Genomic DNA, 22,023 nt, shown 5'->3' on the forward strand with positions numbered 1-22,023 from the left:
CCGCCGGTCCCCGCGCGACTTTCGGACGGTCCGGTCCAGCCGTCATGATGAGGTCATGCACATCCCCGACGGTTTCCTGGACCTGACCACGAGCGCAGGCGCCGCGGTGGTCGCAGCCGGCGCCGTCGGGGTGTCCCTGCGCCGGGCCCGCACCGAGCTCGGGGAGACCGGGCCTGCTCTGGCCGGCCTGGTGGCGTGCTTCGTCTTCGCGGTGCAGATGGTGAACTTCCCGGTCGGGGCCGGCACCAGCGGTCACCTGCTCGGCGGCGCGCTGGCTGCCACCCTCGTCGGTCCCTGGACCGCCACCCTCGTCATGACCGCCGTGCTGCTCGTGCAGGGGCTCGTCTTCGCCGACGGCGGGCTGACCGCTCTGGGCGCCAACATCACCGACATGGGGGTCGTCGGCGTCCTCGTCGGCTACCTCGCGGTCCGGGGCGCCCTCGCCGTGCTGCCGCGCCGCCCCTCCTGCGTGGTGCCGGCCGCAGCCGTCGGGGGATTCCTGTCCGTCCCGGCGGCGGCCCTCGCCTTCACCCTCCTGTACGCCGTCGGGGGGACGGCGCCCGTCCCGCTCGACGCGCTCGCCACGGCCATGCTCGGCTGGCACGTCGTCATCGGCATCGGGGAGGCCGTGATCACCGCCGCCGTCGTCGGGGCCGTGGTGGCGTCTCGCCCGGACCTGATCCACGCGGCCCGGCACCTGGCCCCCGAGCTCGTGCTCGTGGACGCCGACGGCACCCGCCACGTCGTCGGCGCAGACGGCCACGCCGGGGCCACCGCGGCCCGACCCCGGCTCGGCGCCCGGACCGCCGCCGCGCTGCTCGGTGCCAGCCTGGTCGTCGGCGGCGGGCTCAGCCTGCTGGCCAGCAGCCACCCCGACGGGCTGGAGTACGTCGGCGAGCGGCTGGGCTTCGGGGCCCGGGCGCACGAGTCGGCCGTGGCCTCCTCCCCGCTCGCGGACTATGCCCTCGCCTGGCTCCCCGGCAGCGTCTGGGCCACGGTCCTGGCCGGCGTGATCGGGGTGCTGCTCACCCTCGTCGTCGGCCTGGGTCTCGCCCGGCTCGCCCGGCTCGCCGGGCGGACCGGTGCCGATGCGTGAGGACGCCGACGCGACGGCGACCTCGCTCGCGGCGTCTCCCGGCGCTCCGGCGTCCGGCGGGCTGACCGCCGCGGGGCTGCCGTCCGGTCTGCGTCGTCTCGACCCGGAGCCCGTCCACCTGGACCTGAGCGGGCACGGCCACGCCCACGGCGGGGGTGCGCCGGAGGAGGGGCTCGTCATCCCCGGCGACTCCGTCGTGCACCGGCTCCCCGCGCAGGTCAAGGTCGTCGCCCTGGTGGCGCTCGCCATGGTCGTGGTCGCCACGCCTGCGGGCGGCTGGCCGGTCCTCGCGGCCGACGCGCTGCTGCTCGCCGGCGTCGTCGCCCTGGCCCGGTTGCCGTGGGGGCACGTCCTGCGCAGGCTCCTCGTCGAGGCGCCCTTCGTGGCGTTCGCCCTCGTGACGCCCCTCGTGGCGACCGGTCCCCGCGTGGACGTGCTGGGCCTGTCGCTGTCCCGCGCCGGCCTGCTGGCAGGCGGCACCCTGCTGGCCAAGGCCACCCTGGGGGTCCTCGCCGCCGTGGTCCTCGCCTCCACCACCTCGCCCCGCGAGATCGTCGCAGGGCTGGACCGGCTGCGGCTGCCCGCGACCTTCGTGGCGATCCTGTCGTTCATGGTGCGCTACCTCGCGGTGGTCACCGGCGACCTGCACCGGATGCGGGTGGCCCGCGAGTCCCGGGGCTACGTGGGCGGCCGGGCCGGGCACCTCGTCGCCGTGGCCGGGGGAGCGGGAGCGCTGTTCGTGCGGTCCTACGAGCGCGGCGAGCGGGTCCACCAGGCCATGCTCGCCCGCGGCTACACCGGACGGCTGCCCTCCGCCTCCTCCGCCCGCGTCGCCACCGCGGGAGAGTGGCTCCACGGGCTGGCCCTCCCCGCAGCCGCCGCCATACCCCTGCTGACCTGGACGGTGCTCCGATGACCCCACCCGCCCTGGCGGTCTCCCGCCTCGCGTTCGCCTATCCCGACGGACGGCAGGTGCTGTACGGCGTCGACCTCACCGTCGGCGCAGGCGAGCGCGTCGCCCTGCTCGGCCCCAACGGCGCGGGCAAGACCACCTTGCTGCTGCACCTCAACGGCACCCTCGGCTCGGTGAGCGGTGGCGTCGGCACCGGCACGATCCACGTCGCGGGCACCCTCCTGGAGCGCGGCACCCTCGTCGAGGTTCGCCGACGGGTGGGTGTGGTCTTCCAGGACCCGGACGACCAGCTCTTCATGCCGACGGTCGGCGACGACGTGGCCTTCGGCCCGCACCAGCTGGGGCTGCGCGGGGCGGAGCTCGACGAGCGGGTGCAGCGGGCGCTGCGACAGGTCGGTATGACGGACGTCGTCGACCGCCCCCCGCACCACCTGTCCTTCGGCCAGCGCCGCCGTGTGGCCGTCGCCACCGTCCTTGCCACGGAGCCCGACGTCCTCGTCCTCGACGAGCCGAGCTCCAACCTGGACCCGGCCAGTCGACGCGAGCTGGCGGAGATCCTCACCGGGCTGGACGTCGCGCTGCTGATGGTCACCCACGACCTGCCCTATGCCCTGCAGCTGTGCCCCCGCTCGGTGCTGCTCGACGAGGGCCGGATCGTCGCCGACGGGCCTACCCGCGAGGTCCTCGCCGACGAGGAGCTGCTCCACGCCCACCGGCTCGAGCTGCCGTACGGCTTCGACCCGCTGTCGGTGCCGGGCGCTCGCGTCAGGTGAGCGGGTCGTCGCCGCTGCGATAGATCGTCGTACCGGTGTCGCGGTCGTGCGGGACCTGCTCGACGCCCGGGGTCGGCGGAAGCTCCACGGGGACCGGGTGCTCGGCGGTGCGCGCCTCCAGGGAGTCGACGGGGGTGGCCCGCACCTCGTCGTACCGCTGGGCGAACCGCTCCCAGCCGGACAGCAGGTCCCGCGCCTCCGCGTCGCGGGCCGCCACCACGGGGTCGACGACCGGCAGGTCGGCCGTGTCGTGCCCGTTGCGGGGAGCGCGCGGGCGGCGGGGGACCGACACGAAGCGACCGCTCATCGGGCCCGGCTCGACGAGGTAGGCACTCTGCCGGTCGTCGACGCCGTCCCCGTCCTCGTCCACCCATTCCTGGCGGCCCTGCGGGTCGGCCACGGCCACGCGCGCGTCGTCCACCCCGAAGATCTGGGCGCACAGCGCGCGGTAGTTGTCGTCGGGGTTGGGGACGAAGGGGATCGTCGACAGCGCCTGCTGGGTGCCCGCGGACTCCATGACGAAGGTGCCCCAGCCGAGGATCCGCCCGGGTATCGACCGGTGGTAGGACATGTCGGTGACCTTGCTCAGCGGCATCATCGCGACCTTGCGGACGAAGAAGCCGTGCGTGCGCATGATCCGCTTGTCCGTGGCGATGATCCACTGCTGGCGGTAGTCGAAGACGAGCACCGCGGCCCGGGCGACCGCCGCGAACCACACCCACCACAGGATGTCGACCAGGGCCGAGGCCGACCCCGTGACGTTGACGTCCACCGCCACCACGGCGGCGAGGATCGCCAGCGCCGTGGCCACCGGCTCGGAGACGACGACCGGGTGCTGGTGGATCGCCATCACCAGCTTCTCGCCCTCCAGGACGTACTTCTTCTGGACGGACGCCGGCAGGGACGGATCGTCGGTGACGGTCACCACTTCCGCCCCCGGGTCAGTGCCGCAGCAGCGCGTCGAAGAAGCGACCGAGGGACTCGACCGCCTGGACCAGGATGTCCCAGACCGTCTTGACGATCTCCGCGGCCCGGTCGGGCGAGACGATGATCGCGTAGACGAGGAACGCCACCAGGATCCACATCAGGACCTTCTTGGCCTTCGGGTTCACGTGCAGGGCTCCTTGCTGGAGGGGTCGCCTGAGGCATGGCTCGGCGTCAGTCAATCAGCGAGTTGTGCTGTGCGGCGTGTCGGCTCGCCGCGAGTCCGGGTCGAGTTTGGGTAACGCCAGGCCACGCGGGGGTCACGGGTCCAGGGTCTTCGCGTCAGGCCGGCCACGTCACGCCCGGACCCGGCGGCGCCGGACCGTGTCGGCCGGGTCGGACCCGGCTGTCGCCGACTCCGACACGCCGGGCTCAGACCACGCCGTAGAGGCGGTCGCCCGCGTCGCCCAGGCCCGGCACGATGTAGCCGCGCTCGTCCAGGCGCTCGTCGACGCTGCCCACCACGAGGGTCACCGGGATGCCGATGTCCTTGACCGCTTCCTGGACGTTCTGGATGCCCTCGGGGGCCGCGAGCAGGCACACGGCGGTGATGTCGTCCGCGCCCAGGTCGCGCAGGAACTCGAAGGCCATCACCAGCGTGTGACCGGTGGCGAGCATCGGGTCGACGACGAAGACCTGTCGGCCCCGCAGCGTCTCGGGCAGGCGGTTGGCGTAGGCGCTGACCTCGAGGGTTTCCTCGTCGCGCACCATGCCGAGGAAGCCCACCTCGGCGGACGGCAGCAACCGGACCATGCCCTCGAGCATCCCGAGCCCGGCGCGCAGGATCGGCACGATCACCGGCTTGGGGTTGGCGAGCTTGACGCCGGTGGTCTCGGCGACCGGCGTGCGGATCGGGAAGGGCTCGGTGCGCACCTCTCGCGTCGCCTCGTAGGCCAGCAGCGTCACGAGCTCCTCGGCCAGCCGCCGGAAGGTCGGGCTGTCCGTGCGCTCGTCACGCAGGTAGGTCAGCTTGTGCTTGATGAGCGGGTGGTCTGCCACGTGAACCTGCATGAGGCAAAGTTATCCCGTGACCAGCCCTCCTCCGTCGACCGGCCTGCCGCAGGACGGCTTCCCCGTCGACGAGCGGTGGGAGGCGTGGATGGGCCACGCGCTGGAGCTGGCCCGGTCCTGCGGGGCCGACGTCCCCGTCGGCGCCTGCGTGTATGCCGAGACCGGATCCTTGCTCGGCACGGGTCTGAACGAGCGCGAGCGCCGGGGCGACCCGACGGCGCACGCGGAGGTGGAGGCCCTGCGGGCGGCCGCAGCGGCGGTCGGGACCTGGCGGTTGGCCGGCTGCACCCTCGTGGTCACCCTCGAGCCGTGCGTCATGTGTGCCGGGGCCCTCGTGGCTGCCCGCGTCGCCCGCGTCGTCTGGGGGGCCTACGACGCGAAGGCCGGGGCCGTCGGCTCGGTGTGGGACGTGGTGCGCGACCGGCGGGCGCTGCACCAGGTCGTGGCCGTGGGCGGGGTGCGCGAGGCCGAGTGCTCGCGTCTGCTCTCGGATTTCTTCGGGTCCCGGCGCGCCGTGTAAAGTGTCCGGCGGTGGCGTGTCCGAGCGGCCGAAGGAGTACGCCTCGAAAGCGTATGAGGGTTGACGCCCTCCGTGGGTTCAAATCCCACCGCCACCGCCAGCCACGACCCCCGACCGGTATCTCGGTCGGGGGTCTTCTGGTGCGCAGGGCGGCTCGCCTCTCGGCCGGCGCCTCACCGCGGGGAGGGCGCGGGCCTGCCAGCCGGGGACCAGGATGTGCTCCCGTTCCGTCGCGCGCCGTGACGTCCTCTGCGACGGTGCGACTGCTAGGGGCAACGCCGTTCCGCTGATCGCCACTCAGGGCCAAGATCGATAGTGCACATGGGTGGACTATTGGGGGCGAAACGGTCACGATCTAGCTGGTGCGCCATCCCTTGCGCCAGGTGTGACCCACACTCCCCCGAGAGGCATTCATGTCCACGTCCTTCAGGCTCGCGGCCGCGACCGCGGCAGCTCTCGCGGTGGCCGGCTCGGCCACCCCGGCCCTCGCTCTCCAGCCCGCCGGTCCCGGTGCGCCGAACCCCGCTCCCATCCGGGCCATCCGCAACGGCGACGTCATCCCTGACCGTTATGTCGTCATGGTCAAGCCCTCAGCCACGGTGGCAGCCACGATGACCGCCACGCGTTCGGTCACCGCCGTCGCGCAGCGCTCGGGTATCACCCCGGATCGCGTCATGCCCGCGGTCGGGGCCTTCGCCGCCACCATGACCGCCGATCAGGCGCGAACCCTCGCGCGCCAGCCCGGGGTGGCCGGCGTCGTGCCGGACCAGGTCGTGCTCGCCCCCGACGTGGCGGCCCTGACCGCTTCCGTCGTCACGGTCACGGATGCCACCTTCGAGAGCACCGTCATCTCCGGCAGCGCCGGACGCACGGTGATCGTCAACGTCGGGAACCTCATGTCGCCGCAGTGGCAGCGCGCCGACATGGAGCTGCGCAACGTCAACGTCCAGGACAACGGCAGCTGGACCCTCGCCCGCCTCTACGACCGCACCGCGCCTCAGGCAGCGGCCAAGGTCCGGCAGGACTCCGGGGTCACCGGCGACAAGCTCGTGGCCTATCGCGACGGCAAGGTCGCCGGGACCTTCGACATGTCCCGCGCGAGCAGCCGCGCCCTGCGCGCCTGGGTCACCCAGGTGACCGGCGGAGGCGCTCCGACGCCCCGGCCCACGGAGAGCCCGGTGCCGCTGCCGACGCAGCAGCCCACCCCGGTCCCGACCGTGACGCCGACCTCGCTGCCCACCGGATCGCCGACGGCGACCCCGACGCCGACGGCGACGCCGACGCAGCGGCCCACGGCGACGCCGACGCCGACGCCGACGCAGCAGCCCACCGGCGCCCCGACCACTACGCCGACGCAGCAGCCCACCGGTGCCCCGACCACCACGCCGCCGGCTCCCGTGCCGCCCGGCCAGGGCTCCCCGCAGTGGCACCTCGACCGCGTCGACCAGCGGGCCCTGCCCCTGGACGGCAGCTATGCCCCGCTGGGCACCGGCAAGGGGGTCCACATCTACGTCATCGACTCCGGCATCACCGCCGACCACGAGGACTTCGGCGGTCGCGTCTCGGACAAGGGCTTCACCGCGATCGACGACGGCCTGGGTACCGGCGACTGCTACTCCCACGGGACGCACGTGGCAAGCACCGCAGCCGGGGCGAAGTACGGCGTCGCCAAGGAGGCGACCCTCCACTCGGTCCGCATCTACAACTGCAAGGGCGAGTCGAGCACCTCGGGGATGGTCGACGCCATCAACTGGGTGGCCACCAACGCGGAGCTCCCGGCTGTCGTCAACGCCAGCTGGGGTGGCTCCCGCATGTCCGCGATCGACGCGGCGATCAAGAAGACCCAGGGCATGGGCATCACCTGGGCCGCCGCTGCGGGCAACGCCGGCAACGACGCCTGCGACTTCTTCCCCGCCAACGCGGAGGGCGTCATCACGGTGGCGGCGTCGTCCCCCGGGGACAAGATCTCCGGATTCACCGGTCACGGCAAGTGCATCGACCTCCTGGCCCCGGGCGTCGACATCGTGGCTGCCAAGAACGGCACCAAGAACGAGACGATGAAGAAGTCGGGCACGTCCATGGCGACGCCCATGGTCTCGGGCGCGGCAGCCGTCTACCTGGGTCTGCACCCCCAGGCGAAGCCTGCCGAGGTGCTCGACTGGATCGTGAGCTCCGCGACCAAGGACGCCCTCTCGGGCATCAAGGACGACACGCCGAACCGTCTCCTCTACGTCGGGCGCTGACCCGCTCGGTCGACATACCTCGGCCGCTCCACCCGCACCCGGGTGGAGCGGCCGAGCCGCGTTGGCAGGTGGCGGCGCGTCCCAGCGTGCACGGGCGGGACCGGTCTGTGAGGGTCTGGGGTCATGACGGTGCGTACGGAGATCGAGGCGGGGGTGGGTCGGCTGCTGCTCGACCGCCCGGACAAGTGCAACGCGATGAGCCTGGCGATGTGGCAGGAGCTCCCGGCGGCCCTGCGGTCGCTCGTCGACGACCCCTCCGTGCGCGTGGTCGTGGTGGCGGGGGTCGGCGGTCACTTCTGCGCCGGGGCCGACATCGACGACCTGCTCGCCGGGCCGGACCCGCAGGACCCGATGCGGCCGGTGCGCGAGGCAGACCTGGCGGCGCAGCGGGCCCTGCTGGACTGTCCCAAGCCCACGGTCGCCGTCATCCGAGGCAGCTGCATCGGCGGTGGCCTGGAGATCGCGGTGTCCTGCGACCTGCGGGTCGCGACGAGCTCGGCCCGGCTCGGGATCACCCCGGCCCGCCTCGGCGTGGCCTATGCACCCATGGGGGTGCGCACCCTGCTCGACCTGGTGGGGCCCGGCGCCACGCGCCGCCTGCTGATGACCGGTGCGCTGGTCGGGGCCGAGGAGGCTCTGCGCCTGGGCCTGGTCGAGCACCTCGCGACCGAGGAGGAGCTCGACGGCGTCGTCGGGGCGCTGCTGGCCGACCTGCGAGCCCGCTCGGCCCTCACCGCGGTGGCCGTCAAGGAGACCGTGCGGCTGCTGCTGCAGGGCGAGGACCCCGAGCCTGCGGCCCGAGCGCGCTACCTCGAGACCATCGCCTGCGGCGAGCTGCAGGAGGGTGTGCGGGCCTTCCAGGAGCGGCGCCAGCCCCAGTTCCCGTGGCGGCACCCCGGCTGAGCGGCGTGGCCCGATCAGGGCCTGGTGCCGGTGAGGTGGTGACGGTCGGTCCCCGGTGCAGGATGCGCATGAGGATCTACCGGCAGGAATAGTTACTCCCGGGGGGAGAAGGACTAGTCATCCGGGTCTACTCCCGGGTAGTGCGCCCCTTTGGCGAGGATCGTCTCCCCTATTCAGGTGACTGGTGGGGGTCGGTGATCAGCATTCACTAGGAAGCCGACAATCACGTTCGGTAGCGTAATTGTCACGTTGCGCAAGCGGCGGCGACCCCTGCTCAGGGTCGGACCCCCTTCCCAGTGAGGACCCCTCTCCATGCGCTCGCCCCGCTCTGCCCTCGTGGCCACCGGCCTCGCCGCCGCGGTCGCGGCCGCGACCGGTCTCGTGCCGACGGCGACAGCGGTTGCCGTCCCTCTGACGACCACCGGGCCGGCCCCCGCCGTCCCCGCCCCGGTCGACCCCGCCCCCGCCGTCCAGGTGCCCTCCAGCCCCGCCGTGGCCCCGGCCGCGGGTGCCGCGCTCACGGTGCCTGCCCCCTCCGTCACCGCCCCCGCCGCCGCGGTCGCCGCACCCGCCCTGTCGACGGGTGCCCCCACCGTCGACGTGGTCACCACCACCGTGGTGGCCGGCAAGCCCCGGCTCAGCACCACGACCGTCCCCGCCGCGCAGGCGGTGGCCGCCGTCGACCGGGCGCAGGACACGCCTGGCGCGGTGGCCGTCTCGGTCGACACCCCGGTCAAGGTCGCGGCCTACAACGACCCGCTGCGGCCCCAGAAGTGGGACCTGACCATGCTCGGCGGCGAGACCTTCCACTCCCGCGTCAGCACCACGGGCGTGACCGTCGCCGTCATCGACACCGGCGTGCAGGCCTCGCACCCGGACCTCAAGGGCACGGTGCTGTCCGGTGCGGAGTACGTCTCCGGCACCAGCCAGATGACCGGCAACGGCCAGGTGGACCTGCAGGGCCACGGCACCCACGTCGCCGGCATCGTCGCGGCGACGGCCAACAACGCCACCGGCGTCGCGGGTCTGGCCCCGGGTGCGCGCATCCTGCCGGTCCGCGTGCTCGGCGCCGAGGGCGTGGGCTGGTCCTCGGACGTGGCCCGCGGCATCGTCTGGGCCACCGACCACGGCGCCAAGGTCATCAACATGTCCCTCGGCGGGGCCTACGACGCGAACGTCGAGAAGGCCGTGCAGTATGCCGTCGGCAAGTCCGTGGTCGTCGTCGCCGCCGGCGGCAACGAGCGCCAGGAGGGCAACCCGGTCACCTACCCCGCCAACTACGCCGGCGTCATCGGCGTGGCCGCGACCGACCGTTACCGCAACGCCGCGAGCTTCTCCAACACCGGTCGTTACGTCGACATCGCCGCGCCCGGCGTCGGCATCATGTCGACCTACCGGACCGGCACGTCGTACGGCTCCTACGTCGCCATGAGCGGCACCTCGATGGCAACCCCCAGGTCGCCGCGGTCGCGGCCGGTCTCAAGGCCGTCCGTCCCACGCTGACCTCCGCGGGCGTGCAGAGCGTCCTCGCCGCCACCGCCACGGACCTCGGTGTCGCCGGCCGCGACAACGTCTACGGCGCCGGCCTGGTCAACCCCAACCGCGCCCTGTGCTACCTCGGTGCCTGCCCGGCGGTCTTCGCCTGGTCCACCCCCTCGTGGACCCCGGTCGCCGGCACCGCCGCCCTGGCCACCGTCACCCTGCGCACCGCCAACGGCGGCGCCATCGTCAACGCCCCGGTCTCCCTCTGCTACAAGTACGTCGACGTGGCCACCCCCTCCTGCTACGCCAAGACCTCGGACGCGGCCGGCCGGGTCGACGCGACCTTCGCCGCCCGGCGGATCACGGCCGTGACGGCGCGGTTCACGGGCAACGCCGCCGCCAAGGCCGCGAGCTCCACCGTGACCTCCCGGACGGCCTACAACCTCAAGGCCTGGACGGGCACCCGCTCGGTCTCGACGATCGTCTGGCCCCGCCAGACCACCGTGGACCTGGTGCGCTACGACGCCACCCGCCGCGTGTGGTCGCTGTCGCGCCGCCTGACCACCACGTCCTCCGGCTCCGCGACCTTCACCGGCGTGGCCCCCGGCACCTACCGGGTCACCACGCCCGGTTCCGCGATCCTCGTCGCCACCTCCACGGGTTCCCTGGTGGTGCGCTGAGGGTCGACAGGTGGGTCCGGGGGCGAGCTCCCGGGCCGACGGCACCGCGAGCGGGTCGCCCCGGGGCAGACGGGGCGGCCCGCTTCGTCATACCCCTGGCGTGATCAGGGGCGGCGCAGCGGCGGCAGGGGCTCGCCGATCGGCGTGCCGGGGGAGTCCAGGTTGAGCACCCGGGCGTGCAGGTGGGGCCGCTGCTGGAGGGCGGCCCGCAGCGCGCGGTGCAGCCCGTCCTCCAGATAGCTCTCGCCGTGCCAGTGCACGACGTGGGCGAACAGGTCGCCGTAGAACGTCGAGTCCTGCGACAGCAGCTGGTGCAGGTCCAGGGTGGTGCGCGTGGTCACGAGCTGGTCGAGACGCACGAGGGTCGGGGGGATCTGCGCCCAGTCGCGCGGCGCGGTGACACCGTGCTCGGGATACGGCCGGTCCTCGCCCACTCGCCTGAAGATCACGCGTGCACTCTAGGCCCCCCGCCTGCGGCTGCACCGGGAGCATGCCGACAAGCCCCGGCGAGCGTGCTGACGTGAGGGATCCGCGCGTCTAGAGTCACCACCGTGACCGACAGCACCGCTCAGATCGACGCCATCCGCCAGGGTTATGCCTTCGACGGGGCCGCCCTCGAGCTCGGCGCCGCCGTGGCCGACGGCCAGGCCCACCCCGAGGCCCCCGTCCGGATCCCCCTGTCGGTGATGAACCGGCACGGTCTCGTCGCCGGCGCGACCGGCACCGGCAAGACCAAGACCCTGCAGCTCATGGCCGAGCAGCTCTCGCACGGCGGGGTGCCGGTCTTCGTCGCCGACATCAAGGGCGACCTGTCCGGGCTGGCCACGGCCGGTCAGGGCAGCGACAAGGTGCAGGCCCGGGCGACCGACGTCGGCCAGACCTGGGAGGGGGCGGGCTTCCCGACGCAGCTGTTCTCCCTGGGCGGGCAGGGCAAGGGCATCCCGCTGCGCGCGTCGGTCACGTCCTTCGGCCCGACGCTGCTCGCCAAGGTGCTGGGCCTGAACGCCACCCAGGAGTCCAGCCTGGGGCTGATCTTCCACTACGCCGACTCCAAGGGTCTGCTCCTCGACGACCTCAAGGACCTGCGCGAGGTCATCACCCATCTCACGAGCGACGAGGGCAAGGCCGAGCTCAAGGCCGTGGGCGGGCTGTCCACGGCGACGGCCGGGGTGATCCTGCGCGAGCTGGTGACCTTCCAGAACCAGGGCGCCGACGCGTTCTTCGGGCTGCCCGAGTGCGACACCAGCGACTTCCTGCAGGTCGCCGCGGACGGGCGCGGGACGATCTCCTGCCTGGAGCTGCCGGCGGTGCAGGACCGGCCGCAGCTGTTCTCGACCTTCCTGATGTGGCTGCTGGCCGACCTCTTCCACGACCTGCCGGAGGTCGGCGACGTCGACAAGCCCAAGCTGGTGTTCTTCTTCGACGAGGCGCACCTGTTGTTCGACGGCGCGTCCAAGGCCTTCCTCGGCTCCATCGAGCAGACCGTCCGGCTCATCCGCTCCAAGGGTGTCGGCGTCTTCTTCGTCACCCAGTCGCCCCAGGACGTGCCCTCGGGCGTCCTCGGCCAGCTCGGCAACCACGTGCAGCATGCGCTGCGTGCCTTCACCCCCGACGACGCGAAGGCGCTCAGGGCCGCGGTCAAGACCTATCCGAGGTCCGGCTACGACCTGGAGCAGCTGCTCACCCAGCTCGGCACCGGCGAGGCGATCGTCACGGTGCTGTCCGAGACCGGTGCGCCGACCCCGGTGGCATGGACCCGGATGCGGGCGCCCCAGTCGCTCATGGGCCCGAGCGACCCGGCGACGCTGGACCAGCTCATCGCGACCTCGCCCCTGGCGGCGAAGTACGCCCAGGCCCAGGACCGCGAGTCGGCGTACGAGAAGCTCACGGCCCAGGAGGCCGCCGCCCCGGCGCCCGAGACCAAGGCTCCGGAGCGCCATGCCAAGACCAGGCAGGAGAGCGCGAAGGAGGACCCGGGCCTGTTCCAGCAGGTGGTGCAGTCCTCGGCGTTCAGGTCGATGATGCGCTCCGCCGGCACCCAGATCGGCCGCGAGATCACCCGGTCGATCTTCGGGACCGCCCGTCGGCGCTGAGGCGGGTGAACGCCCGCTGACGGGCAGGTGACCGACGGATTGGGACCCAGGGCCCAGATCCGGTAAGGTCTCCTGCGGAGGATTCGCATAGTGGCCTAGTGCGCACGATTGGAAATCGTGTTGGGATAAAACCCTCGGGGGTTCAAATCCCCCATCCTCCGCCACGAGCAAGGCCCCGCACCACGGTGCGGGGCCTTGCTGCATGTCCGAAGCGGGCGGGCCCGGCTCGACGGTCAACCTCACCACCCCCCTCGGCGCGGTGCTCCCGTCGCCGCGGTGCTGCTGGTGCTGGCCTCGGTCGTCCTGCCCTTCCTCGTGGACGGATCGGCGGGTCCGTCGCGCAGGGGCACGCGGGTGCGACCAGACCACCATGTCGTGGAGGCGTCAGGCGGACGTGGTCATCGGCTAGGCATACGTCGTGGTGCGCGCGCGCAGCGGTCGTCCGATGCCGTCGGTGATCTCCCGGAGCTCTGCGACCGTCTTGGCCGACCCGTGCTCGGAGCCGGCCATGCGGCTGATGGTCTCCTCCATCAGGGTGCCGCCGAGGTCGTCGGCGCCGCCGGTGAGCATGAGGCGGGTGCCGTCGACGCCGAGCTTGACCCACGAGGTCTGCACGTGGTCGATGCGCCCGTGCAGCAGGATCCGCGCGACGGCGTGCACGGCCCGGTTGTCCCGCAGGGTCGGCCCGGGGCGGGCGATCCCGGCGAGGTAGACCGGCGCGTTGGTGTGCACGAACGGCAGCGGCACGAACTCCGTGAACCCGCCGGTGCGGTCCTGCAGGGCGGCGAGGGTGCGCAGGTGCCCGACCCAGTGCCGGGGGTGGTCGACGTGGCCGTACATCATCGTCGAGGAGCTGGGGATCCCGAGCTCGTGGGCGGTCTGGACGATCTCGAGCCACTGGGCGGTGGGCAGCTTGCCCTTGGTGAGCACCCAGCGGACCTCGTCGTCGAGGATCTCGGCCGCGGTGCCGGGGATCGAGTCGAGCCCGGCGTCCTTGACCTCCTGCAGCCAGGCGCGTGGCGACTGCCCGGCCTTGGCGGCGGCGGTGGCGATCTCCATGGGGGAGAAGGCGTGCACGTGGATGTCGGGGGCGGCGGCCTTGATGGTGCGCACGATCGCGGCGTAGTCGCCGGGGCGCAGGTCGGGGCTGATCCCGCCCTGCAGGCAGACCTCGGTGGCGCCCAGCGCCGCGGCCTCGGTCACCCGCTGCGCGATGTCGTCGAGGCTGAGCGTGAACGCGTCGGCGTCGGTCTTGCGCTGGGCGAAGGCGCAGAACCGGCACCCGACGTAGCAGACGTTGGTGAAGTTGATGTTGCGGTTGACGACATAGGTCACCGGGTCGCCCACGACCTGTCGCCGCAGGGCGTCGGCGAGGCGGGTGACCTGCTCGAGGTCGTCCCCGTCGCAGGTCAGCAGCGCGAGGTAGTCCTCGTCGGACAGGCCGGCCGGGTCCGCCTCGGCGCGGGCGAGCGCGGCCCGGGCCTCGGTGGGGCGGACGACCTGCGGGCCGTATGCCGGGGAAGCAGCCTCATCACCCGCGTCGCGAGCTCCCTCGTGGTCACCTGCGGCCGTCGCGGAGCGCCCGGCCGCTGCCGCCCGCTCGCCGACGGCTGCCCAGTCGCCGTACACCTCGTCGAAGTCGCTGCGGCGATCCCCGGTGCGGCCGGTGGTGTCGATGGACCGGTGCAGGTCGGTCCGACCCCCGCTCGTGAGACCGCCGTCGGGCTCCTGCCAGGTCAGACCCCGGGGTCGGGCGTCCTCCCGGGCCAGGCCGGTCGTCTCGTCGGCGAGCGCCCGCACGTGAGGGTGCAGCCGCGGGTCGAGCCACGGCCGGTCCTGCTGCAGCGCCCCGCGGACATAGCGGGGGTGCGCGGTGAGGCGCTCGCGCAGGTGCAGCCCGGCCCGCGCGGTGGCGGCGCGGAGCACCTCGACCTCGGGCCAGGGGCGCTCGGGGTTGACGTGGTCGGGGGTGACGGGGGAGACCCCGCCCCAGTCGTCCACCCCGGCGGCGAGCAGCCGCTCGCAGTCGGCGATCTCGCTGAGGTTGGGCGGTGCCTGCACGGTGGTCGAGGGGCCGAGCAGCAGTCGGGTGACCGCGATGGTGGCGAGATGGTCCTCCAGGTCGGCGTCCGGCGCCGCCCTCATGGCGGTATCCTCCTTGGCCCGGAAGTTCTGGACGATCACCTCCTGCACGTGGTGGTGCTCGCGGGCCAGGCGCCGGATCGCCAGGATCGACTCGACCCGGTCGGCGGGCGTCTCGCCGATGCCGACGAGGATGCCGGTGGTGAAGGGGATGCCGATGCGGCCCGCGTCCTCGATCACCCGCAGGCGCACGGCCGGGTCCTTGTCCGGGGAGCCGAAGTGGGGGCCGCCCGGCTCGGTCAGGGCCGTGGCGGTGGACTCGAGCATCAGCCCCATCGACGGGGCGACCGGACGCAGGCGCTGCAGCTCCGACCAGGACAGGACGCCGGGGTTGAGGTGGGGGAGCAGGCCGGTCTCCTCGAGCACCAGGATCGCCATGGCCCGCACGTAGGCGAGGGTGTCGTCGTAGCCCTTGCTGTCCAGCCACTCCCGGGCCGTGGGCCAGCGTTCCTCGGGCCGGTCTCCGAGGGTGAACAACGCCTCCTTGCAGCCCTGCTCGGCCCCCGTGCGGGCGATGACGAGGACCTCGTCGGGGGACAGGTAGGGGGCCTCGACCCGCCCCGGGGTCGTCGCGAAGGTGCAGTAGTGGCACCGGTCGCGGCACAGCCGGGTGAGCGGGACAAAGACCTTGCGGGACCAGGTGACGGTGCGCGGGCGCCCGGCCTGCTCCATGGCCGCGTCGCGCACCCGGGTCGCCGCGGCGCACAGGGTCTCCAGGTCTGCCCCGCGTGCGCCGAGCAGCACCTCCGCCTCGGCGGCGTCCAGGGCCTTGCCGTCGCGGGCCCGGGCGAGGGCTCGTCGCATCGCGTGCTCCGTCATGGGGCGCAGGCTATGCCTGATCGCCGACATACCCCTCGGACCGATCACGGACGGATCGGTGATTGGGACCGGACGGCCCCGCTGTCATACGATGAGGGTCGGCCCCCCGCGTGGTGGTACCTCTCCCAACTCCCCCAGGGCAGGAATGCAGCAAGGGTAAGAGAGCTCTTCCAGGTGCGTGGGGGGTCCTCTCATGCCCGGGCAGGGACGCACGGCTCGGAGCGAGTCGCGGATCCGATGCCGCGCAGGACGCTTCGCGCGGCGCGCCGGGACCACCTGGCGCGGCGCGCCGGGACGCCGTACCCCTTGTCGGACCTGGCGACTAGGGTCGGTCCCGTGAGCACAGCCCTCTACCGCCGCTACCGTCCCGAGACATATGCCGATGTCATCGGGCAGGAGCACGTGACCGAGCCGTTGAGGCAGGCCCTGCGCAACGGCCGCGTCAACCACGCCTACCTGTTCAGCGGCCCGCGAGGGTGCGGCAAGACCACCTCGGCGCGGATCCTGGCGCGCTGCCTCAACTGCGAGCAGGGGCCCACGGACACCCCGTGCGGCGAGTGCGAGTCCTGCGTGGCCCTGGCTCGCGGGGGTGCGGGCTCGGTCGACGTCATCGAGATCGACGCGGCCTCCCACGGCGGCGTGGACGACGCCCGCGACCTGCGGGAGAAGGCCGCCTACGGGCCGGCCCGCTCGCGCTACAAGATCTACATCATCGACGAGGCGCACATGGTGACGCCGCAGGGCTTCAACGCGCTGCTCAAGATCGTCGAGGAGCCGCCCGAGCACGTGAAGTTCGTCTTCGCGACCACCGAGCCGGACAAGGTCATCGGCACGATCCGCTCGCGCACCCACCACTATCCCTTCCGGCTGGTGCCGCCCGCTCGCCTGACCGACTACCTCCAGCAGCTGTGCGACGCCGAGGGCGTGCAGGTGGCGCCCGGTGTCCTGTCCTTCGTGGTGCGCGCGGGGGGCGGCTCGGTGCGTGACTCGCTGTCGGTGCTCGACCAGCTCATGGCCGGCGCGGGCGAGGAGGGGCTGACCTACGAGCGGGCCGCGGCCCTGCTGGGCTTCACCGAGGTCGAGCTCCTCGACGCGACCGTGGACGCCCTCGCCGCCGTGGACGGGGCTGCGGTCTTCCGCCAGGTCGACCGGGTCATCGAGTCCGGCCAGGACCCGCGTCGCTTCCTGGAGGACCTGCTCGAGCGGCTGCGCGACCTGATCGTGGTGCTCGCCACCGAGGACGGCGCCGCCGCGGTGCTGCGCGGGGTGCCCGAGGACCAGCTGGAGCGGATGCGCGGGCAGGCCGGGGCGTTCGGCGCCGGGGGTCTGGCGCGAGCCGCCGACGTGGTCAACACCGGCCTGACCGAGATGACCGGCACCACCTCCCCCGCCTGCAGCTCGAGCTGATCTGCGCCCGGCTGCTGCTGCCCGGCGCGGTGGGGGAGCAGGGCTACGCCGCCCGTCTCGACCGGCTCGAGCGGCGGATGGAGCTGGGTGCTGCGAGCAGCGGTCCGGCGTATGCCGGAAGCCAGGCCACCTCCGCGCCGCCGTCCCCGGGTGCCCCGCCCGGGGGTGCCGCGGTGGGTCCGGGGGCCCCGGCAGGTGGTGCCGGTGGCCCGGGCTCGCCGAGGTCCGCGGCGTCGCCCGCGGCCCCGGACCTCGCGCCCGCCGACGCGGCGCCCCTGCGCGAAGGACAGGTGGACGGCACCCACGAGCGGGCGGCCCAGGAAGCGGTCCGGCCCACCGGCGGGGTCCTCGACCCCCAGGAGGGTTCGGTGCCGGCGGCGGGTGGTCCCGGTCCGGTGGAGCGGGAGGCGGTGCAGCAGCGCGGCATCGACCAGCGGGCCGCACGACCCGACGTCGGTGCCGTCCCCCACGGCGCCGCCGGCGGTGTCCCGCACGGCGGTTCGCCCCAGGGCGGAGCTGCCGGCGGTCCGGCGCCGGGTGCAGGTGCCTCGGGTGCAGGCGCGCCCGCTCGGGCCCCGAGGCGGCAACCCCCGGCCGGACCTGCGGGGTCGGCCCCGGGCGGAGCAGCACCGGCCCCGGCAGGCGGGCCTGCCCCGGGCGGCGTGGACGCGGACATGCTCCGGCGGGCCTGGCCCGACGTCCTGGCCAGGGTGTTCAAGGAGAAGCGTGTGACCTGGACGATGCTCTCCGAGCACGCCCAGGTCATGGACTTCGACGGGCGCACCGTCCGGCTCGGGATCAACAACCCCGGCGTAGCCCGCAACTTCTCGACCAGCAAGGTCCACCCCGAGGTGGTCCGCCAGGCCCTCATCGACGTGCTCGGGGTGGACGCCAGGATCGAGGGCGTCCCGCTCGCCTCCCACGCCGCCGAGGCGCCCCGGCAGTCGGCCCACCCCGCGGTCCCGCCCCGGCCGGGCGGGCCCCGCGGTGGCGGCGACGGCTCCCAGCAGTCCTCCGGGGCCGCCACCCCTGAATCCTCCGGCCCTGGGGCTTCCGGCTCCGGGGCCACCGACGGCGGGGCGTCCCGCCCCGCCGCGCCGGGCCCCGTCAGGACCGGCCCGGGGGCCGACGGTCCCGGGCCTGGTGGACCGGCGCCGGTCGGCGGCGAGAGCGCGGGCCACGCGCCCCATGGCGACGGACCGTCCGGGCCCCCCGCCCCGTCGGTCGAGGCCTCGGCAGCGGGCGGCGCGGTCCCGCGCGGCGGTGCGCCGACCCGGGCGCAGGCTCCGCAGGCAGGGCCTGCGGGCGGGTCGGGTCGGGCCGTGCCCTCCCAGGCGATGCGCGACGCCCTCGGGGTGACCGACGTCGGGGGCGGCAGCTCCGGGAGCGGCTGGGCAGCGGGGGCTCCCGTGCCCGACTGGGCGGCCCCGGCTCCGGCCGGTCCCGAGGGAGCGGGCGGCCCCGAGAGCGCACCAGGTCCCGAGTGGGCGTCCGGCCCTAGGGGGGCGGCGCCTGCCGAGCGGGCTCCGGTCGCGAGCAGCACCGCTGCTGCTGCCGGCGCAGACTCGGCCTCCGGTCTTGCGCCGTCCGGGCGCGCGGGTGACCCCGCGGCACCCACCGGCATACCTGGAGGAAGCCGCACCCCGCAGCCCCCGACCGGGGACGCGCCCTGGCCGCGCGACGAGGACGAGCCCGTCGACGAGGAGACGGTGCCGCCGGAGGACGACGGCCTGTCGCCCTTCCAGCGGGCGATGCGCCGCGCCCAGGCGGAGTCCCCGCGGGTGCAGGTCCGGCACGTGGTGTCCGACGACGACGTGTCGCAGGACGACGAGTCGATCGACGAGGGCGGCTCGGCAGGACCGGCCGTGATCGCTAGTGTCCTCGGGGGGACGATCATCTCCGACACCCGGCGCTGACGCGCCCGCCGCCTGCCCACCCCTTCGCCCTGCCTCGCCCCACCGACGCCACGAGGTCGCCATGCTCTACCGGATCGTCCACTCCGTCCTGAAGCCCCTGTCGTTCGCGATCTACCGCCCGACCGTCGAGGGCATCGAGCACGTCCCCACGGCCGGTCCGGTGATCATCGCGAGCAACCACCTGTCGTTCATCGACAGCGTGGTGATCCCGCTGGCGTCGCCGCGGCAGGTGGGCTTCCTCGCCAAGGCGGAGTACTTCACCGGCACGAGCCTGAGCGGCCGGCTGCGCAAGGAGTTCTTCGAGGCCGTCGGCGCGATCCCCGTCGACCGGGACTCGCCGCGCGCGGCGCAGGACTCGCTGGCCGCGCAGCTCGCCGTCCTGCGCGCGGGCGGGGCCACCGGCATCTATCCCGAGGGCACCCGCTCGCGCGACGGGCGGCTGTATGCCGGGCGCACCGGGGTCGCCTGGCTGGCCCTGGAGGCGCAGTGCCCGATCATGCCGGTCGGGCTGCTCGGCACCCAGGACATCCAGCCCGTCGGTGCGCGCTTCCCCCGTCTGGCCGACGTGACCGTGCGGTTCGGCGAGCCCGTCCAGGTGGCCGGCCGCTTCGACGGGGTGCCCGCGGCCAAGGCCCGCCGCCAGATCACCGACGAGGTGATGGCGGCGATCCGTGCGCTGACCGGCCAGGAGCTCGCCGGGGTGGTCAACGACCGCTCGGCATCCGCCTGACCGCTCACGCTCCTGCCCGGCCTGTCGGAGCCCAGGCCCGCCGCGCACGCCGCGCGTGCCTGGACCCCGGTCGTGCGGAGCCAGGCTGCCGGCCCCGGGGTCAGCGGTCGGCGTTGACCTCGTCGCGCCAGCGCACCCATGCCTCGACGTGACTCAGGTCGTGGTCGGGGCCGCTGACGCCCATCGTGAAGGCCGTCGCGCCGAGGTCCAGCAGCGGGCGCCCCTCCTCCTCCGGGGCCAGCGGCTCACGTCCGTCGCGGCCGCGACCACCCACCCCGCAGGAGATCTCGATCTCCTGCGGGTCGCGGCCGACGGTCGTGCAGTGCTGGTGCAGCACCTCGATCTTGTGGGCGAGCTCCTCGCCGGCCGTGAACGAGTGCCAGACCTGGGCGTGCTCGGCCACGATGCGCAGGGTCTTGCGCTCGCCGCCCCCGCCGACGAGCACCGGGATCGGGTCCTGGACGGGCCGCGGGTTGAGCTTGCGCCACCGGTCCTTGATGCGCGGCATGGCCGCGGCGAGGTCGTCGAGTCGGGAGCCGGCGGTGCCGAACTCGTAGCCGTACTCGTCGTAGTCGCGCTCGAACCAGCCCGACCCGATGCCCAGGACCAGGCGGCCGTCGCTGATGTGGTCGACGGTGCGGGCCATGTCCGCGAGCAGCTCGGGGTTGCGGTAGGAGTTGCAGGTCACGAGGGCGCCGAGACGCACGCGCGAGGTCTGCTCGGCCCAGGCCGCGAGCATGGTCCAGCACTCGAGGTGGGCGCCGTCGGGGTCGCCGTACAACGGGTAGAAGTGGTCCCAGTTGTAGATCACGTCCACGCCCAGGTCCTCTGCGCGACGCGCGGCGTCCCGGATCTGGGCGTAGGTCGCGTGCTGGGGCTGGAGCTGGACGCCGATGGTGACGGGGCGCGTGGGGGTCGTCATACCGCCAGCCTGACGCAGGTGAGCGGTGGTCGCCTGTCGGCGAGGGGGTATGTCGGTGGGAGGCCCTAGGGTGCAGGGTGTGTACGAAGGCGCGGTGCAGGACCTCATCGACGAGCTCGGACGACTCCCCGGGGTCGGGCCGAAGTCTGCCCAACGCATCGCCTTCCACATCCTGCAGTCCGAGCAGGCCGACGTGCAGCGGCTCGTCCAGGCGCTGGAGCAGGTCAAGGCCAAGGTGCGCTTCTGCGCGGTGTGCGGCAACGTCGCCGAGGCCGAGCAGTGCCGGATCTGCCTCGACCCGCGCCGTGACCCGGGGCTCATCTGCGTGGTCGAGGAGCCCAAGGACGTCGTCGCCATCGAGCGCACGCGCGAGTTCCGCGGGCGCTACCACGTGCTCGGTGGCGCGATCAGCCCCATCGACGGGGTGGGCCCGGACGACCTGCGGATCACCGAGCTGATGGCGCGGCTGGGGAACACCGAGATCACCGAGATCATCATCGCCACCGACCCCAACCTCGAGGGCGAGGCCACCGCCAGCTATCTCGCCCGACTGCTGGGCCCCTTGGGGCTCAAGGTCTCTCGCCTCGCGAGCGGCCTGCCGGTCGGGGGAGACTTGGAGTACGCCGACGAAGTGACGCTCGGGAGGGCGTTCGAGGGCAGGAGGATGCTCAATGTCTGACCCGACCATGACCGACGACCTCGCCGGGGTGGAGCGACAGACGGCGGCGGACGTCCGCGCCTTCTGCGACATGGTGACCGACGTCGCCCGAGGCGATGCCCCCGACTCGGCGATCCCCTTCCTGCTGCTGGGGCTCTCGCAGATCCTGATGACCGGTGCCCGTCTCGGCGCGATCCAGGACGTGCTCCCGGCGGAGAAGTTCGAGGCCGACCCGGGCGAGGACGCCGACCTGGACCCCATCCGCGCCGGGCTGGCCACGCTCTTCGACGGCCTGGACGACTATGCCGACGTGGTCGACCCGGTCACCTCCGGCGAGCTGGCCTCCGGGTCGCTGTCCAACGACCTCGCCACGATCTGCGTGGACCTGGTCCACGGCCTGCGCCACCACGACGCCGGTCGGCTGACCGAGGCGCTGTGGTGGTGGCAGTTCTCCTACCTCTCGTCCTGGGGCGACCGGGCCGCGGCGGCGCTGCGGGTGCTGCAGTCGATCCTGGCGCACATCCGCCTGGACGCCGACGAGGAGACCGTGGCCGAGGCGGAGTTCGACGCGCTGCACACCTGACGGTGTCCGCTCGTCGGTGGGTTGCCGCCATCCGGCCGGAGGCGCGTCCCTCGGCCGAGGCCGGTCTCCAGGTGTCGTACGGCGGTCGTCACCCCGTCCTCCAGGCGCAGGGCCTCGGCGAGCGCGGCGGCCGCGCGGCGGTGGTGCG

Annotated in this window: 19 protein-coding genes, 2 tRNA genes, 1 other RNA gene and 1 pseudogene; 17 read left to right on the top strand and 6 right to left on the bottom strand. The window is 73.5% G+C overall.

The genetic code is table 11. From position 1 onward, the window contains the following. Positions 1-55: 55 nt before the first annotated feature. From MM438_RS01085 to MM438_RS01095, 3 genes are read left to right on the top strand one after another with little or no spacing between them, the layout of a single operon-like run. Positions 56-1,096: an energy-coupling factor ABC transporter permease gene (locus tag MM438_RS01085; protein ID WP_241449700.1), complete on the top strand. Its 1,041-nt coding sequence runs from the start codon at positions 56-58 to the stop codon at positions 1,094-1,096. Continuing rightward, positions 1,089-2,012 carry a cobalt ECF transporter T component CbiQ gene (gene cbiQ / locus MM438_RS01090; protein ID WP_241449709.1) on the top strand — a complete coding sequence of 308 codons (924 nt, stop codon included), beginning with the start codon at positions 1,089-1,091 and terminating at the stop codon, positions 2,010-2,012. Before MM438_RS01085 ends, cbiQ begins: the two co-directional genes overlap by 8 nt. Further along, the gene (locus MM438_RS01095) at positions 2,009-2,782 is read left to right on the top strand and encodes an energy-coupling factor ABC transporter ATP-binding protein (RefSeq protein WP_241449711.1); all 774 of its coding nucleotides are present in this window, start codon (positions 2,009-2,011) and stop codon (positions 2,780-2,782) included. The genes cbiQ and MM438_RS01095 overlap by 4 nt, the downstream gene beginning before the upstream one ends. Here the strand turns inward: MM438_RS01095 and MM438_RS01100 are convergent. From MM438_RS01100 to upp, 3 genes are all read right to left on the bottom strand, one after another. Then, positions 2,775-3,707, bottom strand: coding sequence for a PH domain-containing protein (locus tag MM438_RS01100; protein ID WP_241449713.1), 933 nt, complete (start codon positions 3,705-3,707; stop codon positions 2,775-2,777). The genes MM438_RS01095 and MM438_RS01100 overlap by 8 nt on opposite strands. Before the next feature lie 16 nt (positions 3,708-3,723). After that, a complete protein-coding gene (locus tag MM438_RS01105; RefSeq protein ID WP_241449715.1) occupies positions 3,724-3,894 on the bottom strand; it encodes a hypothetical protein in 171 nt (56 codons plus the stop codon). 244 nt (positions 3,895-4,138) lie between these two features. Further along, positions 4,139-4,777, bottom strand: coding sequence for a uracil phosphoribosyltransferase (gene upp / locus MM438_RS01110; RefSeq protein WP_241449717.1), 639 nt, complete (start codon positions 4,775-4,777; stop codon positions 4,139-4,141). 16 nt (positions 4,778-4,793) lie between these two features. Between upp and MM438_RS01115 the strand changes: the two genes are divergently transcribed. From MM438_RS01115 to MM438_RS01140, 6 genes are all read left to right on the top strand, one after another. Continuing rightward, the gene (locus MM438_RS01115; RefSeq protein WP_407568239.1) at positions 4,794-5,297 is read left to right on the top strand and encodes a nucleoside deaminase; all 504 of its coding nucleotides are present in this window, start codon (positions 4,794-4,796) and stop codon (positions 5,295-5,297) included. Between the two features lie 10 nt (positions 5,298-5,307). Beyond that, positions 5,308-5,397 (top strand) — tRNA-Ser (locus MM438_RS01120). Positions 5,398-5,710: 313 nt separating this feature from the next. After that, a complete protein-coding gene (locus MM438_RS01125) occupies positions 5,711-7,540 on the top strand; it encodes a S8 family peptidase (RefSeq protein ID WP_241449725.1) in 1,830 nt (609 codons plus the stop codon). A gap of 123 nt (positions 7,541-7,663) precedes the next feature. Then, positions 7,664-8,443 carry an enoyl-CoA hydratase/isomerase family protein gene (locus MM438_RS01130; RefSeq protein ID WP_241449733.1) on the top strand — a complete coding sequence of 260 codons (780 nt, stop codon included), beginning with the start codon at positions 7,664-7,666 and terminating at the stop codon, positions 8,441-8,443. Positions 8,444-8,755: 312 nt separating this feature from the next. Next, positions 8,756-9,946 carry a S8 family serine peptidase gene (locus MM438_RS01135; protein WP_241449735.1) on the top strand — a complete coding sequence of 397 codons (1,191 nt, stop codon included), beginning with the start codon at positions 8,756-8,758 and terminating at the stop codon, positions 9,944-9,946. Positions 9,947-9,957: 11 nt separating this feature from the next. Further along, positions 9,958-10,605, top strand: a complete 648-nt coding sequence (locus MM438_RS01140; RefSeq protein ID WP_241449737.1) for a hypothetical protein — start codon at positions 9,958-9,960, stop codon at positions 10,603-10,605. Positions 10,606-10,709: 104 nt separating this feature from the next. Here MM438_RS01140 and MM438_RS01145 read toward each other — a convergent pair whose 3' ends face one another. After that, positions 10,710-11,054, bottom strand: a complete 345-nt coding sequence (locus tag MM438_RS01145) for a type II toxin-antitoxin system VapB family antitoxin (RefSeq protein ID WP_241449739.1) — start codon at positions 11,052-11,054, stop codon at positions 10,710-10,712. 102 nt (positions 11,055-11,156) lie between these two features. Between MM438_RS01145 and MM438_RS01150 the strand changes: the two genes are divergently transcribed. Together MM438_RS01150 and MM438_RS01155 are read left to right on the top strand one after the other, a co-directional pair. Then, on the top strand, positions 11,157-12,698 hold the full coding sequence (locus MM438_RS01150) for a helicase HerA-like domain-containing protein (RefSeq protein WP_241449741.1): 1,542 nt from the start codon (positions 11,157-11,159) through the stop codon (positions 12,696-12,698). Positions 12,699-12,774: 76 nt separating this feature from the next. Continuing rightward, positions 12,775-12,862 (top strand) — tRNA-Ser (locus MM438_RS01155). 241 nt (positions 12,863-13,103) lie between these two features. On the opposite strand, the gene MM438_RS01160 is transcribed toward MM438_RS01155, so the two are convergent. Next, positions 13,104-15,659: a bifunctional FO biosynthesis protein CofGH gene (locus MM438_RS01160; protein WP_241449748.1), complete on the bottom strand. Its 2,556-nt coding sequence runs from the start codon at positions 15,657-15,659 to the stop codon at positions 13,104-13,106. Between the two features lie 97 nt (positions 15,660-15,756). Between MM438_RS01160 and ffs the strand changes: the two genes are divergently transcribed. From ffs to MM438_RS01180, 4 genes and pseudogenes are all read left to right on the top strand, one after another. Next, an RNA gene (gene ffs, locus MM438_RS01165) (signal recognition particle sRNA small type) lies at positions 15,757-15,853 on the top strand. 142 nt (positions 15,854-15,995) lie between these two features. Further along, positions 15,996-17,353 (top strand): annotated as a pseudogene (locus MM438_RS16580) (DNA polymerase III subunit gamma and tau); the annotation flags it as partial. Between the two features lie 441 nt (positions 17,354-17,794). Then, positions 17,795-18,982 (top strand): hypothetical protein, encoded by a 1,188-nt coding sequence (locus MM438_RS16585; protein WP_241453513.1) that lies wholly within the window; start codon positions 17,795-17,797, stop codon positions 18,980-18,982. Between the two features lie 61 nt (positions 18,983-19,043). Beyond that, complete coding sequence (locus tag MM438_RS01180) at positions 19,044-19,712, top strand: lysophospholipid acyltransferase family protein (protein WP_241449750.1); 669 nt, start codon at positions 19,044-19,046, stop codon at positions 19,710-19,712. A 100-nt stretch (positions 19,713-19,812) separates the two neighbouring features. Here MM438_RS01180 and MM438_RS01185 read toward each other — a convergent pair whose 3' ends face one another. Further along, positions 19,813-20,634 carry an LLM class F420-dependent oxidoreductase gene (locus MM438_RS01185; RefSeq protein ID WP_241449752.1) on the bottom strand — a complete coding sequence of 274 codons (822 nt, stop codon included), beginning with the start codon at positions 20,632-20,634 and terminating at the stop codon, positions 19,813-19,815. A 79-nt stretch (positions 20,635-20,713) separates the two neighbouring features. Between MM438_RS01185 and recR the strand changes: the two genes are divergently transcribed. Continuing rightward, the gene (gene recR / locus MM438_RS01190; RefSeq protein WP_338155488.1) at positions 20,714-21,313 is read left to right on the top strand and encodes a recombination mediator RecR; all 600 of its coding nucleotides are present in this window, start codon (positions 20,714-20,716) and stop codon (positions 21,311-21,313) included. Beyond that, a complete protein-coding gene (locus MM438_RS01195; RefSeq protein WP_241449756.1) occupies positions 21,306-21,875 on the top strand; it encodes a DUF5063 domain-containing protein in 570 nt (189 codons plus the stop codon). Before recR ends, MM438_RS01195 begins: the two co-directional genes overlap by 8 nt. Positions 21,876-22,023 lie beyond the last annotated feature (148 nt).

The organism is Arsenicicoccus dermatophilus (assembly GCF_022568795.1).
Classification (GTDB): domain Bacteria; phylum Actinomycetota; class Actinomycetes; order Actinomycetales; family Dermatophilaceae; genus Arsenicicoccus; species Arsenicicoccus dermatophilus.

Bases quoted from the DNA above. Each gene is read 5' to 3' on its own strand.
- MM438_RS01085 (WP_241449700.1), top strand. From the start codon at position 56: ATGCACATCCCCGACGGTTTCCTGGACCTGACCACGAGCGCAGGCGCC.
- MM438_RS01180 (WP_241449750.1), top strand. From the start codon at position 19,044: ATGCTCTACCGGATCGTCCACTCCGTCCTGAAGCCCCTGTCGTTCGCG.
- MM438_RS01095 (WP_241449711.1), top strand. From the start codon at position 2,009: ATGACCCCACCCGCCCTGGCGGTCTCCCGCCTCGCGTTCGCCTATCCC.
- MM438_RS01160 (WP_241449748.1), bottom strand. From the start codon at position 15,659: ATGACGGAGCACGCGATGCGACGAGCCCTCGCCCGGGCCCGCGACGGC.
- MM438_RS01125 (WP_241449725.1), top strand. From the start codon at position 5,711: ATGTCCACGTCCTTCAGGCTCGCGGCCGCGACCGCGGCAGCTCTCGCG.
- MM438_RS01185 (WP_241449752.1), bottom strand. From the start codon at position 20,634: ATGACGACCCCCACGCGCCCCGTCACCATCGGCGTCCAGCTCCAGCCC.
- upp (WP_241449717.1), bottom strand. From the start codon at position 4,777: ATGCAGGTTCACGTGGCAGACCACCCGCTCATCAAGCACAAGCTGACC.
- cbiQ (WP_241449709.1), top strand. From the start codon at position 1,089: ATGCGTGAGGACGCCGACGCGACGGCGACCTCGCTCGCGGCGTCTCCC.
- MM438_RS01135 (WP_241449735.1), top strand. From the start codon at position 8,756: ATGCGCTCGCCCCGCTCTGCCCTCGTGGCCACCGGCCTCGCCGCCGCG.
- MM438_RS01130 (WP_241449733.1), top strand. From the start codon at position 7,664: ATGACGGTGCGTACGGAGATCGAGGCGGGGGTGGGTCGGCTGCTGCTC.
- MM438_RS01195 (WP_241449756.1), top strand. From the start codon at position 21,306: ATGTCTGACCCGACCATGACCGACGACCTCGCCGGGGTGGAGCGACAG.